16 protein-coding genes and 1 riboswitch are annotated in these 15,976 nt (G+C 37.9%); of the genes, 4 read left to right on the top strand and 12 right to left on the bottom strand.

All coding sequences use genetic code 11. From position 1 onward, the window contains the following. Nucleotides 1-98 precede the first annotated feature (98 nt). On the bottom strand, nt 99-2,651 hold the full coding sequence (locus tag BKO01S_RS00165; RefSeq protein ID WP_066047111.1) for a vitamin B12-dependent ribonucleotide reductase: 2,553 nt from the start codon (nt 2,649-2,651) through the stop codon (nt 99-101). Nucleotides 2,652-3,036: 385 nt separating this feature from the next. Continuing rightward, nucleotides 3,037-3,873, bottom strand: a complete 837-nt coding sequence (gene lipM / locus BKO01S_RS00160) for a lipoate--protein ligase family protein (RefSeq protein WP_066047108.1) — start codon at nt 3,871-3,873, stop codon at nt 3,037-3,039. 174 nt (nt 3,874-4,047) lie between these two features. On the opposite strand from lipM, the gene BKO01S_RS00155 reads away from it, so the two are divergent. Beyond that, nucleotides 4,048-4,428, top strand: a complete 381-nt coding sequence (locus BKO01S_RS00155; RefSeq protein WP_066047104.1) for a rhodanese-like domain-containing protein — start codon at nt 4,048-4,050, stop codon at nt 4,426-4,428. A 57-nt stretch (nt 4,429-4,485) separates the two neighbouring features. Here the strand turns inward: BKO01S_RS00155 and BKO01S_RS00150 are convergent, their stop codons facing one another. The 4 genes from BKO01S_RS00150 to gcvT form a co-directional block, all read right to left on the bottom strand. Continuing rightward, the gene (locus BKO01S_RS00150) at nt 4,486-5,049 is read right to left on the bottom strand and encodes a hypothetical protein (protein ID WP_066047099.1); all 564 of its coding nucleotides are present in this window, start codon (nt 5,047-5,049) and stop codon (nt 4,486-4,488) included. A gap of 267 nt (nt 5,050-5,316) precedes the next feature. After that, nucleotides 5,317-6,774 (bottom strand): aminomethyl-transferring glycine dehydrogenase subunit GcvPB, encoded by a 1,458-nt coding sequence (gene gcvPB, locus BKO01S_RS00145; RefSeq protein ID WP_066047096.1) that lies wholly within the window; start codon nt 6,772-6,774, stop codon nt 5,317-5,319. After that, entirely contained in the window at nt 6,767-8,113 is a 1,347-nt protein-coding gene (gene gcvPA, locus BKO01S_RS00140) for an aminomethyl-transferring glycine dehydrogenase subunit GcvPA (RefSeq protein ID WP_066047093.1), read from the bottom strand. The genes gcvPB and gcvPA overlap by 8 nt, the downstream gene beginning before the upstream one ends. 15 nt (nt 8,114-8,128) lie before the next feature. After that, complete coding sequence (gene gcvT, locus BKO01S_RS00135) at nt 8,129-9,262, bottom strand: glycine cleavage system aminomethyltransferase GcvT (RefSeq protein ID WP_439951024.1); 1,134 nt, start codon at nt 9,260-9,262, stop codon at nt 8,129-8,131. Nucleotides 9,263-9,382: 120 nt separating this feature from the next. Beyond that, a riboswitch (glycine riboswitch) is annotated at nt 9,383-9,475 on the bottom strand. Nucleotides 9,476-9,632: 157 nt separating this feature from the next. On the opposite strand from gcvT, the gene BKO01S_RS00130 reads away from it, so the two are divergent. Together BKO01S_RS00130 and BKO01S_RS00125 are read left to right on the top strand one after the other, a co-directional pair. Further along, a complete protein-coding gene (locus BKO01S_RS00130) occupies nt 9,633-11,321 on the top strand; it encodes a DEAD/DEAH box helicase (protein ID WP_066047089.1) in 1,689 nt (562 codons plus the stop codon). Then, nucleotides 11,299-12,093: a YqhG family protein gene (locus BKO01S_RS00125; protein ID WP_066047087.1), complete on the top strand. Its 795-nt coding sequence runs from the start codon at nt 11,299-11,301 to the stop codon at nt 12,091-12,093. Before BKO01S_RS00130 ends, BKO01S_RS00125 begins: the two co-directional genes overlap by 23 nt. 10 nt (nt 12,094-12,103) lie before the next feature. On the opposite strand, the gene BKO01S_RS00120 is transcribed toward BKO01S_RS00125, so the two are convergent. The 5 genes from BKO01S_RS00120 to BKO01S_RS24170 all read right to left on the bottom strand — a co-directional run bounded on the left by BKO01S_RS00120 (nt 12,104) and on the right by BKO01S_RS24170 (nt 14,128). Continuing rightward, on the bottom strand, nt 12,104-12,310 hold the full coding sequence (locus tag BKO01S_RS00120; protein WP_066047084.1) for a YqzE family protein: 207 nt from the start codon (nt 12,308-12,310) through the stop codon (nt 12,104-12,106). Nucleotides 12,311-12,380: 70 nt separating this feature from the next. Further along, nucleotides 12,381-12,752, bottom strand: a complete 372-nt coding sequence (locus BKO01S_RS00115; RefSeq protein WP_066047081.1) for a hypothetical protein — start codon at nt 12,750-12,752, stop codon at nt 12,381-12,383. Continuing rightward, a complete protein-coding gene (comGF, locus tag BKO01S_RS00110) occupies nt 12,749-13,222 on the bottom strand; it encodes a competence type IV pilus minor pilin ComGF (protein ID WP_066047078.1) in 474 nt (157 codons plus the stop codon). The genes BKO01S_RS00115 and comGF overlap by 4 nt, the downstream gene beginning before the upstream one ends. Nucleotides 13,223-13,479: 257 nt before the next feature. Further along, on the bottom strand, nt 13,480-13,914 hold the full coding sequence (gene comGD, locus BKO01S_RS00100) for a competence type IV pilus minor pilin ComGD (protein WP_066047068.1): 435 nt from the start codon (nt 13,912-13,914) through the stop codon (nt 13,480-13,482). Beyond that, nucleotides 13,907-14,128 (bottom strand): competence type IV pilus major pilin ComGC, encoded by a 222-nt coding sequence (locus BKO01S_RS24170; protein WP_157077245.1) that lies wholly within the window; start codon nt 14,126-14,128, stop codon nt 13,907-13,909. The genes comGD and BKO01S_RS24170 overlap by 8 nt, the downstream gene beginning before the upstream one ends. A 19-nt stretch (nt 14,129-14,147) precedes the next feature. Here BKO01S_RS24170 and BKO01S_RS00095 point away from each other — a divergent pair, with 19 nt between their 5' ends. Next, nucleotides 14,148-15,698, top strand: coding sequence for a recombinase family protein (locus tag BKO01S_RS00095; RefSeq protein WP_084361890.1), 1,551 nt, complete (start codon nt 14,148-14,150; stop codon nt 15,696-15,698). A gap of 33 nt (nt 15,699-15,731) precedes the next feature. Here BKO01S_RS00095 and BKO01S_RS00090 read toward each other — a convergent pair whose 3' ends face one another. Beyond that, complete coding sequence (locus BKO01S_RS00090; RefSeq protein WP_066047062.1) at nt 15,732-15,947, bottom strand: hypothetical protein; 216 nt, start codon at nt 15,945-15,947, stop codon at nt 15,732-15,734. Nucleotides 15,948-15,976 lie beyond the last annotated feature (29 nt).

Below are 15,976 nucleotides of genomic sequence, written 5' to 3'. Positions count from 1 at the left end.
CCTCATTTCATTACCTAGTTATATAGCTAGTATGAACAAAAAAAATAAGAAATGAAAAAAGAGGATGGAACAAATATTTCCATCCTCTCTCAATGAAATTATAGACCACACTTTAACTGTGCGTTACAGTTTGTACAAGTATTACAGCCACCTATTTCTTTTACTTTTCCTTTACGACATACAGGACAAGTATTTCCAACTTCAGAACCGATGGTAACATCTGTTGAACGAAGATCGGTAATTGTATCAACTAATACAACATGTGCTTTTTCTACATTTGGCTCATATTCATCCACTGTATTTTCTTCTGCCTTCAGCGTTAATACCTGGCTATCACGTGATCCATCAACATAAACGGTACCACCCTTAGCACCACCGCGGTATAGGCGCTCATACACTTTTTCTACCTGCTCCACGCTGTATCCTTTTGGTGCATTTACCGTTTTACTGATTGAACTATCAATCCATCTTTGAATAACACACTGTACGTCAGCATGCGCTTCAGGAGCAAGCTCCATAGCCGATACGAACCAGCTTGGTAAATTATCAGGATCTGCTTCTGGATGACGGTCAAGATAGTCTTGTACAATATCCGCCTTCACTTCGATAAACTTCCCAAGACGCCCGCTGCGGAAGTATGAGAACGAGAAGTATGGCTCGAGACCCGTTGATACACCTACCATTGTTCCGGTAGAGCCTGTAGGAGCTACCGTTAATAAGTGAGAATTACGGATTCCACTTTCTAAAATAGCTTCTCTCACATGCTCAGGCATTTTTTGCATAAAGCCTGTTTGCGTAAATGCTTGACGAAGACGGTTCGTTTCCACTTCTGTATCACCAATTAGGAATGGGAAGCTACCCTTTTCCTTCGCCAATTCAACAGATGTTTCATAAGCAGTCGTCGCAATCGTTTCAAACACTTTATCAATAAGAACGTTTCCTTCTTCAGAACCGTATTCTGTTTCACAATAGATCAGAAGATCATGTAAGCCCATCACGCCAAGCCCTACACGTCTTTCCCCTAACGCTTGATTCTTATTGTCTTCAAGGAAGTACGGAGTCGCATCAATTACGTTATCCTGCATACGCACGCCGACAGCGACCGTTTGCTTTAACTTTTCAAAATTAACAGTCTTAGTCTCTTTGTCTGCCATTTCAGCTAAGTTAACAGCAGCAAGGTTACAAACAGAATATGGTGCTAGTGGTTGTTCTCCACATGGATTTGTAGCTACTACTTGCTGACCGTATGCTTTTGCATTTGTCATATCGTTCGCGTTGTCGATGAAGAAAATTCCAGGCTCAGCTGAGTAGGTCGCACAGATGTTAATTAGATTCCATAGTTCTTTTGCTTGAATCTTTCTGTACACTCGTACTTTATGGCCTTGTTTTTCCCACTCACGAACGTCCCCGAATTTATGCCACTCTTCGTTGTAAATTTTCATTTCTTCTGCATCATAGCTTTCCACATCTGGGAATCGAAGCTCATACACAGAATCATTTTCAACTGCTTCCATAAACTCTTTTGTTAAACAGATAGAAATATTTGCACCTGTTAAGAATTCTGAGTTATGAACGGAGTAGTTACCACCGGTTGTAAGTTTCTCTTCCGCATCAGCAATGTTCTTATCAGAGAAACCACCTTGGCCTGGAATAGTTTTATAATTAGCAATTCCTTGGTACATAGAACGCTCACTCTCTGTAAGAGGAGAAAACTTTAGTTTTTCTTTTGCATATTTTTTAATCGTTTCGTCATTTGTTGTCTCAAGTAAGAAACGAAGAATTCTTGGATTTTGCATTTTTGAAATAATGAACTCAATAATATCTGGATGCCAGTCAGCTAACATGATCATTTGGGCACCACGTCTTGATCCACCCTGCTCCACCAAGTGAGTAAGCTTAGCAATATCATCTAACCAAGACACTGATCCCGATGATTTACCGTTTACTCCACGGGCAAGAGTGTTTCTAGGTCTTAGGGTTGAACCATTTGTTCCAACACCACCACCACGACTCATGATTTCCATTACTTGCTTACGATGCTCAGAAATTCCTTCACGCGAATCTTGTACAAATGGCATTACATAACAATTAAAGAATGTTACTTCGGTTCCAGCACCCGCTCCGTAAAGAACTCGTCCTGCTGGGATGAAATTTAAGTTAACTAGTTCCTGATAAAACTTCTGAAACCATTCAGCCTTCTTTTCTTCTGTTCTCTCTACTGAAGCCAAGCCTGTTGCGTTGCGTTTCGCAATTTGCTCATAGAACACTTCCAATGGCTTTTCAATAACATCGAGTGAACGGTTGATCACTCCTGTGCTAGCTTCTTCAGGATCATCTAGAACCCCTCTAAATTCCTCATCAACAAGCACCTTAGCCATCTTTTGATCCCAATCAATTTCTAGAATAAATCCAAGACCTCTCGCAGGAAACTTTGGATCTTCTTTAATTGTTAGAACGACAAAATCCCCATTCGATAATGTTAGCTTTTCCGTATCTTTAAATGTATAACGGTCAAGCATAACAAGTCTTGATACCCCTTTATGGGTAATTTTCATATCTGGGGTTACTGGATGCACCTGAGGAAACAAGCTAATGTCCTTGTTTAAGCTCTCCACATCAATATTCATTTTTTTTCTAAACGCAACAGACATACACACAACTCCTTTAATATATACAATGCTTCTTTTAATCTACTCTGTAAAAACTACTAATAGAAATCCAGAATCTAGCTATGCTAGGAATATTCTTAAATTACCACAGTCCCATTGTGAAATCAACCATATTGTCTACATATAGTATATATTTTTCAAAAACACACACTATATATTGTGTCCGGGTCAAACGCCAACAAATTTGTCAAACTCAAAAAAATTAAGAATCTAGCGAAAAGAGCTGATTTTTATAGATTTTCGAGCAAAAGCGATAAATTTTAACAAATTTCGCTCCTTGCTTTTTTTTATATCGAGACAACCCTACGTCCTATAGGCTTTTGACCTATAACTTTACAAAAAAAAGAAAAGCGACAAATTTCGACGCTTATCTTTTGAAATTCCACTCGTCACTTTCATAACGATCACGTGCGAGCTTATGAACATATTCCATTTGCTCCGTTGATAATTCATATGGTTGGAGCTCTATATTTAAGCCTTCTTCGAATCCCAGTTTAAAAGCACGTTTAGCTTCTTCAAGCTCTATTTTTCTTGAACTAATTTCATTAATAGCCACAGCCTTGTTCTTAAAGGCTCTTTGCATTCGTTCCTTTACTCTCTCGTTTGGATATTTAAAAAGACTAAATAGCTTATCTTCATCTATATCTAGTAGAATGGAACCGTGTTGCAGAATAACCCCTTTTTGTCTTGTTTGCGCACTTCCGGCCACTTTTCTTCCCTCTACAACAAGCTCATACCAGCTTGGAGCATCAAAACAAACAGCTGAGCGAGGGTTTTTTAAGGAATCTCTTTCCTCCGCTGTTTTTGGAACCGCAAAGTAAGCATCCAACCCTAGTGACTGAAACCCTTTTAAAATCCCTTCTGAAATTACACGGTACGCTTCTGTAACCGTTTTTGGCATGTCAGGATGTTCTTCTGAAACAATAACACTATACGTTAGCTCTTGATCATGAAGTACCCCTCTCCCACCTGTCGGTCTACGAACGAATCCAAGCTGGTGTTCTTTCACTTTATCAAGATCTATTTCCTTCTCAACTTTTTGGAAATATCCTATTGAAAGAGTAGCTGGATTCCAGCCATAAAAACGGATAACCGGTGGAATTTCCCCTTTACTATGCCACTCAAGCAATGCTTCATCTAATGCCATATTAAAAGAAGGAGACCCTTCTTTAGAATCAATAAAACCCCATATTTCTTTGTCCATATTGAAACCTCTTTTTCTATTGTTGAAGTCTAGCTCTATTAGCTTAACAAATGAATCGTTTGAAAGAAAGTAACAAGTACTCAGGAAATTAGGTTCTTTCTCTTTACCCAAAGTCACAACACCTATATAATATAATTTGGCGTGATGCTTGTTTGAAAGGAGACATATAAATTTATGGATACTCTTTATTTTATCCTTATTCTTCTAGGTGCCATTATTACTTACTCAGTGATTACTTGGCTCTACCAAAGAAAAATTGTAAAAACGCTGAATGAACAACAATTCCGCGAAGGTTATCGAAAAGCTCAACTAATTGATGTGCGTGAACCAAACGAGTATGAAGCTGGGCATATTTTAGGAGCTAGAAATATCCCACTATCGCAATTTAAAATGCGAATGAAAGAAATTCGTCCTGACAAACCGGTTTATCTATATTGCCAAAGTGGGATGAGAAGTGGCCGCGCAGCACAAACACTTTACCGCAAAGGTTATAAAGACCTTTCCCACCTTGAAGGCGGATTTAAAAAGTGGTCTGGTAAAATTAAAGTGAAGTAATAGACAAGTGATGGTGCCTTAATTAAAGGTTCCCGGATTATAAAAAGGATTCAGCTCCTAATGAGCAGAATCCTTTTTACTTGTATGGATATAAAAGTAGGCACAAAATAATGTGATACTAGTTAAAAACAAAAACAAGTAAATATTCATTAGAAGTGGACTTGTATACGTATTAATCCAGGCCATTTCGTACATCTTTGATCCGGGACTATCTGGTCCTCCTCCTAATTGGGTAAATAACTGTGTAGTCTTTTGCCACATTTTTGTTAAGGAAAAAAGGGCAAGAATCGGAATTAAAATAAAAATAGGGCCATTCAAATGATCCTTTCTTCTTTCCAGTACATCACTTTCAAACAGAAACAGAACGGACATATACAAAGTCGTCAGCATAAAAAATGGTGTGATAAAAAACAATGTGTAGTCAGGTGCTGGAATAGTACTATTTTGCATATCCCCGATCATTATTAATAGAAAGAGACAAACAATAATTACTCCTATTAAATGTACCGCTTTAAATATGAGAGACCCACTTTCATTACTAAATAATTGGAGAAAATAACGAAAAGGTTTTACCAAAAGAAAAAAACAGAGCGTCGAAACGATAACCACCTCTATACTCATGATATCCCTCCTACTCTTCTTCCTAGTTTCAGATTTAATGTCGAAAAGCTGTTAGTTTATCTATTCCCCTAATTGTTGGAAATCATATGTCCTAAATACTCATTTAATTCATCCATTCCACTAATTCCTGGAAATCATATATTCCAAACGCTGATCTAGGTTTATCTATATAGGAAACCCTCAACCTACCACTCATTCTAGACATCGACTTCTCCATTCAACAAAAAACAAGCACGACATCAGCCGTGCTTGCTTCCTAAACAAAACTTATACTTGGTATCTCAGAATCGGCTTACGAGCAGCAGTCGTTTCATCCAATCGTCCAATAACTGTCGTGTGCGGTGCTTCTTGAACGATTTCAGGATTTTCTTCCGCTTCCTTTGCAATTTGAATCATTGCTTCAATAAACGCATCGAGCGTTTCCTTCGATTCTGTCTCTGTCGGCTCAATCATAATACATTCCTCAACATTTAATGGGAAGTAAATGGTTGGTGGATGATATCCAAAGTCCAACAGGCGCTTCGCGATATCTAGCGTACGTACACCAAGCTTCTTTTGTCTCTTCCCACTTAATACGAACTCATGCTTACAATGTCTATCAAACGGAAGATCAAAGTAAGGCTGGAGTCGTCTCATCATATAATTCGCATTTAATACTGCATACTCAGTTACTGCTTTTAGTCCATCTGGGCCCATCGTACGAATATACGTATAAGCTCTTACATTAATTCCAAAGTTACCATAGTAAGGCTTCACACGTCCAATTGACTGTGGACGGTCATAATCTAATACGAATTCTCGGTCCTTCTTCGTAACGACTGGTTTTGGTAAGAATGGAATTAAATCCTTCTTCACCCCAACAGGACCAGAACCTGGGCCACCGCCCCCATGTGGGCCTGTGAACGTCTTGTGTAAATTTAAATGCACAACATCAAAGCCCATATCTCCTGGCCTTGCTTTTGAAAGAACAGCATTTAGATTAGCTCCATCATAATAAAGCTTTCCTCCGGCTTCGTGAACGATCGACGCCATTTCAAGGATATTCTCTTCAAATAACCCAAGGGTATTTGGATTGGTAAGCATCAAGGCAGCTGTATCTTCACCTACTACATTTCTTAAGTCATCTAAATCAACTAATCCATTTTCATCTGACTTAACCGTAATTGTTTCAAACCCGGCAACAGTTGCAGAAGCTGGATTGGTTCCATGAGCGGAGTCAGGTACTATGACCTTTGTTCTTTTTGTATCCCCATTTGCTTCATGGTAGGCACGAATGAGCATAAGTCCCGTCCACTCTCCGTGGGCCCCTGCAGCAGGCTGTAGTGTGACTTCATCCATTCCTGTAATTTCAATCAGATGTTCTTGAAGATCATACATAAGCTCTAATGCCCCTTGAACAGAGCTTTCATCTTGAAGTGGGTGAAGATGGGCAAACCCTGCAAATCGAGCAACATTTTCGTTAATCTTCGGATTATACTTCATCGTACAAGAACCGAGCGGGTAAAAACCAGAATCAACTCCATGATTTCTTCTTGATAAGGCTGTGTAATGACGCATAATATCAAGCTCAGACACTTCTGGTAAATTTGGTTCAGCGGTACGAATATAATCAGTTGGAATTAAATCATCGATGTTTACCTCAGGGATATCCATCTCAGGGAGACTATATCCCACTCGGCCAGAGGTACTTAATTCAAAAATGAGTGCTTGGTCTTCCTTATGCATGATAATCCCCCATTCTATCAACAAATAGATCAATCTCTTCTTTTGTTCGAAGCTCAGTCACTGCCACAAGCATGTGATTCTTTAATTGTGGATAATCACGACCAAGATCGTAACCTCCAATGATGCCTTCTTTTAAAAGCTGTTGATTAACTTCTTTTACCGGCTGGTTCAATTCAACAACAAACTCATTGAAACTTGGTCCATCAAAGGCAACCGTAAATCCTTTATTTTTGAATGCTTGCTTCGCATAGTGGGCTTTTTGAATATTACTTACAGCCATTTCTCTAACACCTTTTTTCCCTAAGGCAGTCATAGCAACAGAGGCAGCTAATGCATTCAATGCCTGGTTAGAACAAATATTCGACGTTGCTTTATCACGACGAATATGTTGTTCACGGGCTTGAAGAGTAAGAACAAATCCGCGTCTACCTTGATCATCCTTTGTTTGACCTACTAGGCGTCCAGGAATTTTTCGTACTAATTTATTTGTAACGGCAAAATACCCACAGTGAGGACCACCAAATGAAGTTGGAATTCCAAATGGTTGTGCATCTCCAGCCACAATATCTGCACCAAAAGCTCCTGGAGGTGTTAACGCCCCTAGTGAAAGAGGATTGCTAGATACCACAAACATAGCTTTACCCGAATGGATGATTTCCTCAAGCTCCTTCATTGGCTCAATTCTCCCAAAAAAGTTGGGATATTGTACGATAACAGCTGCGATTGTATCATCCATTTCACTCTTTAAGGCATCTAGATCAGTGACACCGTCTCTATACGGAATTTCAACAACCTCAACATATTGGCCTTTTGCGTACGCTTTTACTACTTCTTTCGTTTCTGGATGGACCGTACTCGATAAAAGTACCTTTTTACGCTTCGTATGACCCGAGCTCAACATCGCCGCTTCTGCTAAAGCTGTTCCTCCGTCGTACATAGAAGAGTTTGCAACATCCATTCCTGTTAGCTCACAAATCATTGTTTGAAATTCAAAGATTGCCTGTAACTCACCTTGAGAAATTTCAGGTTGATAGGGCGTATATGCCGTATAAAACTCAGAACGGGACAGAACATGATCAACAATGACAGGCATATAGTGATCATAGACACCCGCACCTAAAAAGGAGGTATGCGAGCGCAGATCTGCATTTTTAGCAGCTAATAGAGTTAACTCTTTTAGTAATGCTGTTTCGGACTTTGCTTTTTTAATGTTATATTCCCCTTTAAACTGAACACTTTCTGGAATATCGTTAAAAAGCTCTTGAACATCAGAAATTCCGATCTGTTCTAGCATGGCTTTTTTATCTGTTTCTGTCATCGGTAAGTAGCGATGCTTCATGACTTTATGCCTCCCTTATTTCTTTTCTCTTTTATAAAATGGTGTAGGTACAATTTTCACCTTCAAGCGTTTCCCACGGATTTCGATAAACAACTCCGATTCTGGAGTTACGACTACTGAATCAACTAATGCTAAGCCGATATTTCTTTTCAAAGTAGGAGATTGTGTACCGGTTGTTACTTCGCCTACTACTTGTTCTCCTACATAAACCGGATACCCATGTCTTGGGATCCCTCGATCAATCATTTCAATACCTATTAGTTTACGAGGAACTCCTGCTTCCTTTTGCTGCTGAAGAGCTTCCTTGCCAATAAAATCAGCTTCTTTGTTTAATTTCACAGCGAAACCAATACCAGCCTCCAAAGGAGAAATAGAGGACGAAAGCTCTTGACCATAAAGGGCCAGATTTGCCTCGAAGCGAAGGGTATCTCGAGCACCTAATCCACAAGGAAGAACGCCTACCTCTTTACCTGCTTCTAGTATTGCTTCCCACAGGAAAGCCGCATCCTCACTATTACAGTACACCTCAAAGCCATCCTCTCCGGTGTATCCTGTTCTTGAAACTAGCGCTTCTTTCCCTCCAATATTGACCCCTTCCTGAAATTTAAAGTATCCAATTGAAGAAAGGTCAACAGATTCCGTTAGCTTCTGTAGAACCTCTACGGCAAGTGGTCCTTGGAGTGCTAATTGTGCCATTTTTTCAGAAACATTAAGAAGCTTCACATCACCCTCAACATGATCATGTAACCAGGAAAAATCTTTTTCAATATTCGAAGCATTTACAACCAGCAAATAATGGTCGTGGTTCAATTTATAGATTAAAAGGTCATCGACAGTACCACCAGTCTCATAGCACATAGCGGTATATTGTGCTCCACCTATTTGCAGCTTTGAGACATCATTCGTCATCATTTTCTGAAGGTAGGCCAAACTTTCTGTCCCTTTTACTTCAATCTCTCCCATATGAGAAACATCAAATAATCCTGCCTTCGTTCTAACCGCCTCATGTTCTTCTTTAATACTGGAAAATTGAACAGGCAGTTCCCATCCTCCAAAGTCAATTGTTTTCCCACCGTACTGTTGATACACGTTAAAAAGCGGTGTTCTTTTTAGTTGAGCCAAATCAATTTCCCCCTTATAAAAATTCATAAAAAAAGGACAGAGACCCCCCTCTTTTTTTAAGAAAGGTCTCTGTCCTGGCACCTGAAAGTTTACCGGTTGGCTGTCCCCTTTGGTGGCTTCAATTAAATGAAGCACTCTCCAGAGCTGCGTCAAACAAGAGTTCTTTTGCCTGAGAGATTCACAAAATGTTTGCTTGCTCCTTCGGCGCTACTTAAAAGTAGTCTCTCCCCTTGTTCTCATTCGCATTATAAAATTTCCCAATTTGGATAATACTAAGTTGTACTTATACATCATTCGTCATATTGTGACAAATTTCAAAACTTTTAAGATATTATCATCCTACCATTTCGAAACCCATACGGCAATATATTTATCGATCAAAAAGGGAGTTGTTTTTATGACGGTAGAGATTGAGTTTGATACCTCTTGGCAGGAGGGATTGATGGAGAAAATTACAAATGATGGTCCGTGGGGAAATTATGAGTTATACAAGCTAGCGGTAGAGGTAGAAAAACATACAGTTATTGATGAATTTGAAGGGTTGCAAGCTCCAAAACATCTTCCTAATTTAACACCTCTTCCACATCAGCTTGAAGTTGCTAAGCAAGTTGTAGAAAACATGAACGGAAAAGCCATCCTTGCTGATGAAGTAGGTCTTGGAAAAACCATTGAAGCAGGACTTATTTTAAAGGAATACATGATAAGAGGTCTTGTAAAAAAGGTGCTTATTCTTGTCCCAGCTTCTCTTGTAACACAATGGTCAATGGAGCTAACAAGTAAGTTTTACATCCCTGCCGTTTCACAACGAAAGAGCTACGTTTGGGAACAATGCGATGTGGTCGTTTCCTCTATTGATACGGCCAAACGTGATCCACATAGGGAGATTATCCTTAATCAAGATTATGACCTTATTATTATCGATGAAGCACATAAATTAAAAAACAATAAAACAAAAAACTATGAATTTGTACAAAGTTTAAAGAAAAAGTTCTGTTTACTCTTAACAGCAACCCCCATTCAAAATCGAATCGGCGAGATTTTCAATCTTGTCTCTCTTTTAAAGCCTGGTCATTTAGGAAATGAATCTGTTTTTAACGAAAAATACAAAAAGGATTCAAGAGATATTAACGATAACGAACATTTAAAAGAGCTAGTAAATAAAGTAATGATCAGAAATCGCCGAGCGGACACAGGTATCGAATGGACAAAGAGAAAAGTCGAAACGATCCCAATTGAACTTTCTAAGGAAGAGCAGGATTTATATAATTCCGTTACGGAACTGCGTTCTGAGGGAGACTGGACAGCAACGTCTGCCTTTTCTGTCATGACACTGCAAAGAGAAGCATGTAGTAGTAGAGAAGCTGTCTTTTTCACCTTGAAAAATATGCTAGAAAGAAAGGATAACCCTTCAAAGGAATATCAAGATCAAATCACCTATTTAATCGAAAAGGTAAATGCCGTTCATACGAATTCCAAGGCGGTAAAAGCTCTTGAACTAATTCAAAACGTAAATGATAAAGTAATTATCTTTACAGAATATCGAGCAACACAGCTCTATCTGCAATGGTTTTTAAAGCAGAATGGAATTAGCTCTGTCCCTTTTCGTGGGGGCTTTAAAAGAGGAAAAAAAGATTGGATGAGGCAGCTTTTTGAGAATAATGTACAGGTACTAATTGCAACGGAAGCAGGAGGAGAAGGAATCAACCTTCAGTTCTGTAACCATATTATAAATTTTGACCTGCCATGGAATCCTATGAGACTAGAGCAACGAATTGGGAGAATTCATCGACTGGGCCAAGAAAAAGACGTAATGATCTATAACTTTGCAACTAAGGGAACGGTCGAAGAGCATGTTCTTAAGTTATTACATGAAAAAATCAATTTGTTTGAAAAGGTAATTGGTGATTTGGATGATATTCTTACTCGTTTAGAGTTTGGTAGCTTTGAGGAGCATCTTTCAGATATTTTCGGCAACTCCACCTCTGAAGGGGAAATGAGAATAAAAATGGACAATCTAGCTTCAATGATCCAATTCGCTGAAGAAGTAAAGGAAGGTGACTATCGTGCAGCAACAGGAAATTCATAACTTTTTGGTGGAGTACTTTACAGCTAACAATTGTGAAATACTCGAAAATAATGGTTCATATTTAAGTGTCCAACTAACGATTGAATTGGATAAGGAATTAATGAATCGCCCCTTCTATTGGCATTATTTAGAGAAAACGGGTGGGGTTCCAAATCCTATGAAACTAATCCTTATTACGAATCAAAAAAATACTCCAGACCATATTAAAGGTGAGGTCATCCATTTTGGATCACCAAGACTTCATCAAATTTTCCGCTCAACTAAAAACCTTGCTGGGTATATTCGACTCTATGAGGATCATCATGCATCCATGGGGCAACAGGTACCATTACGTCCATGGTTAGGTATGAATGTAAAAATCTCTTATCAATGTGATCGTAAAAGAGATGTCTTTCGGTCGATAGGATTACAATTGATTAATGGACATATGGTTGAGAACTTCCATGATGAACTGTTAAAACTACCGTTAGCCCGTAAGATACCTGATTATTCTTTTACCTTATCCCCACTTATTATGCCGAAAAGTGGTGTAACACGAATTCAAAATATGATACGTTTAAACATCTTAGAAGAAGATCACACATGGGCTACTGATGCTAGAGAACGGTGGTCAAAAGATTTGAGATTGCTGGAGCATTTTTATGAAGAAACAGAGGAAAAAGGGGAAAGCTATGAAAATGAAAAACGAGCCTTACAAGAGCAATATGAGCCAAAGGTTCAAATCTCTATTATAAACGGTGGCATTTTTTACTTGTCTGAAGAAGCGATTTAAAGGGAACGACTCATTCGTCATTCCCTTTAAATGATTTCTCTCTCTTTCCTTTGTTCATCATAATTATATAAGGTAGAATACCAAACCACCGATAAGCAAAGGATTCTCTCGTTTCTTTCTTTTCCTTCTTCATCTTTTTTCTTTCTTCCTTCGGCTGATCAATATATTTAACTACGGTTTGTGTGATGTATTTAACATAATCATTTACTGCACTCACGGTATTTCCCCCCTCTTTTTAGTCATTAACAGTATGACCAAAAAATTAGGAACTAAACACTTTGGGAGCTTTACACCGGTATCATCCATTTTATTAATTTCCCGCTTTCAACCTCGTATTGAGCCATCGCTTTAACTGCAAGTGAACCTTGCCTCATCCTATAAGTCACTTCCACTTCTTGGCTAGAAATTGGCTTAACCGTATACGACACTTCAATGTCTGCGTAGATGGCCAATCCATCTATAGGTATCACACCTTCTGCCATTTGCTTGGAAAGGGTTTTTGATGTGAGTAAAAATAAATACTGCCTTCTTTCTTGTTGATTAACTGAGGCAACCACCCCTTTTTCCGACACATACTGGCTAAACTCAATAGATAAAAAAATACAGGTTAATAGAAATATACATAGACTAAATGGATACATAAAGCCTTTTTCATTCATGACACTCCCACCACCTGAAGGAAAGGAAACAGTTGGTCCTCATACACATCATTATTATTGCCAACAACCAATATAGTAATGTTGGATTGATTCTGTACGAACTCTACACTTTTAATATTTTGCAAGACTATTTCATGCCCCCGAAACTGAACTAGTCGACGGATATTGGGTCCGTATTTTTCATACGTAACTAGTTCCCCTAGACTCTGCATATAAAGCTTCCCATTTTTCACCTGAACATAATCACAACCTTGAAGTTCCGTATTTAATTGACTAATAAAAAGCTCAAATTCTAATTGTTGAGTACGATCCGTAACATGGTTCATATTTATAATAATAGAAAAAACAACCGGTAAAAAAGAAGAAAGTATACAATATATAGCAAACGATAACAACATCTCTATTAGTGTAAAACCTTGATTATTGAAGTATGTCGCAAATGAGAGTTTCCTTTTTAAAGGCATCTTCATATCTTACACACACCTCCTGCCCAGACATTACCTTAGTTACAGTAAATGACCTACCTTTCCTCTGTACTGTCAAACCATCTTGAACATTTCCCGTAAGAATTGCCTCCTGCAACGAATCATATAATAGCTTTGTTGCCTCACGACTATATTGAGTGTTAAGTGACTGCTTGCTTACTTGAATATACATTGGTAGCAAAAATAGGGTTAGTACCAACCAAACAGATAAAGAAAGCAAAAGTTCAACAAGGAAAAAACCATTAGATTTGTACAGCATAAAATCTTCCCTTCCCAATGTAAAACGTAAATCTATAGGTTTCATCTAATATATCGATATACAAAGTACCAAAAGTATTAATATTCCCGGTTGTATTATAACGAAAATACAATTTTTGAGAACCCTCCCTAATATTGACCTTATTTGAGTAGGTACGATCTACAATAAACTTCCCATTCTGATCCTTGGCGTAATATCGATGTGATAGAGGAAGGATATTTACTGACACAACCGTTTGGTTTGAAATGGCATATTGTTGCATGTAAAAGAGGTCATCTTTAAATTGGGAAAAAAAGAGATGCTTATCGAGGAAGAACATTTGTGGACGTACAAGAAGGAAAGAAAACGAGACAATCAGAGAGAAAATACATAACACAAAAATAGTTTCTATTAATGTAAACCCATTCTGGTTACTCATTATTGGAAGCGACAACTCCTGTAGACGATATCGTCACCGTATCTCCATTTGGACAGGTCAATTGGTTTTCTTCTAAATACCCTGCTGTATGAAGTTCTGTCATATCAGATGGCAAACGTTGGTTGTCCATTTCAAAGGATTGTACCTGTGCCTCCACCATTTTGACAATAAAACACAGTTCATCCTCCTTTAAATCAATAGCTCTATCATTCACATTTTTAGATTTTTCTCTAATGGATAAGAGAGGACTAAAAACAGGGCTTATTAGGAGGAGGAAACATATGGTACAAACTGCCACAAAATTAAAGGTAGCAATTTATGTTAGGAAGTCTAGAGAGGGAGAAGGAGGAGCAGAGGAAACTCTGCTTACTCAAAAAGAAACTTTATTAAGACTAGCTGAGCAAAAAGGATATAAAAATCCTGATGTATTTGAGGAAATTGATAGCTCTATAAAATGGAATAGACCTGAGTTAGCTAAGATGATCGCAGGAATTGAGGCAAAAAAGTATGACAGGATATTGGTAAGCCATATTGACAGATTAGGGAGAGATATTGGACTCCTAGATGACATTAAAAAGCTATGTATTGAGCATGAAGTAATCATTGAAACTCCTGACAATGTAATCAAGTTTGATGATGAAAATCAGGAATTACTTTTTGGCTTTAGCTCAGTCCTGTCTGACTTTGAATACAAAAGAATTAGACAGAGACTTAACAAAGGTAAATATGATGCTGTTGCAATTAAGAATAGATGGATTGGCTCTATTCCTCCACTAGGTTATACATGGGATAAAAATATAAAGCAGTTACTTGTAAACCCAGAGGAGAAAAAGATTGTAAGAAAAATGGTTGAGTTAGCTTTATTAGGTTACTCCTCTAGACAAATTGCTGACAAAATTAATCAGTTGGGCTACAGGTCTAGAAAAGGCATCCCTTTTAAAACAGACAGGATTTTAAAAATCTTACAGAACAGAGTTTATTTAGGTGAGTCAAAGTATGAATCCAAAAGACTGAAAAGGACTGCCATTGCCAAAGGTACCCATGAGGCAATAATAGCAGAAGAAGAGTTTAATCAGATACAGGCTCAATTTAAATCTAGAATCTCAAAGGAAAATTTACAATCCTTAGGTATTAAATCTCCTTTAAATAAACTCTTAGTTTGTGGAATTTGTAAAAAGGTGATGACAATACAACTTAATAATAAGGTGAGAAAGACAGGGAGAAATTACTCCTTTTATCAGATAAGACCTTGTAGACATCAGATTGACTTAGATACAAAATGCCATAATGGTGGATTAGCTATCTACAAAGTAGAGAATGCAGTCCTAGAGGCATTAAAGTTATACAAGCTGGAATTAGAGCAGACATTAGTAAGTTTGTTAGCTGAGGACACATCAGACATTGAGAATACCTTAAAATCTAATCTAGAAGGGCTAGAGACTAACCTAGCTAAGCAGGAAAGAAAAGCTAAAAGGCTGTTAGACCTGTATCTAGATGAGGAGTTAGATAAAGACTCATATCAGAAAAAGAAAAAGGCTTTAGAGGATACAATCTCTGCTCTAAAAAATGAGATAAGCCTTATCCAAAGTAAATTAGACAGCATGGATGCCTCTACACAAGTAGACAAAGTAAAAGGGATTATAGATATGATTGAAAACTTTGAGGAGATGGAGCTAGAGGAGCAAAATGCTACATTAAAGCTGATTGTCTCAAGTATTGTATTTACTAAAACTGCTGATACAAATAATGAGCCTGTTATAGATATTAAATGGAGAGAGCTGTAATAGCTCCTCCTTTTTTGTTCCTTAAATGTATTATTATTTCTTTCTACCTACTAATTCTTCTATTAGTCCCCAAATAATAATTATAGGAAATACTATGAAGCCTACCAATCTTTCTAAACCACCACCACCTACAAATTTATATATTAAGTAGATTATTAATAATATTCCTAATGGTGGAAAAGCAATAGCTAAAATACCTATTAGACACATAAGACCCAAAGAAAAGAGTCCTCCTTGAATTGGTGGCATACAAACATCTCCTAATCAGTAGTTAATTT

This window comes from Robertmurraya korlensis NBRC 107688, from assembly GCF_001591645.1.
Classification (GTDB): Bacteria; Bacillota; Bacilli; order Bacillales; family Cytobacillaceae; genus Robertmurraya_A.
The sequence above is the reverse complement of the archived record's forward strand: the minus strand, read 5'-3'. Positions and strand labels throughout refer to the sequence as shown.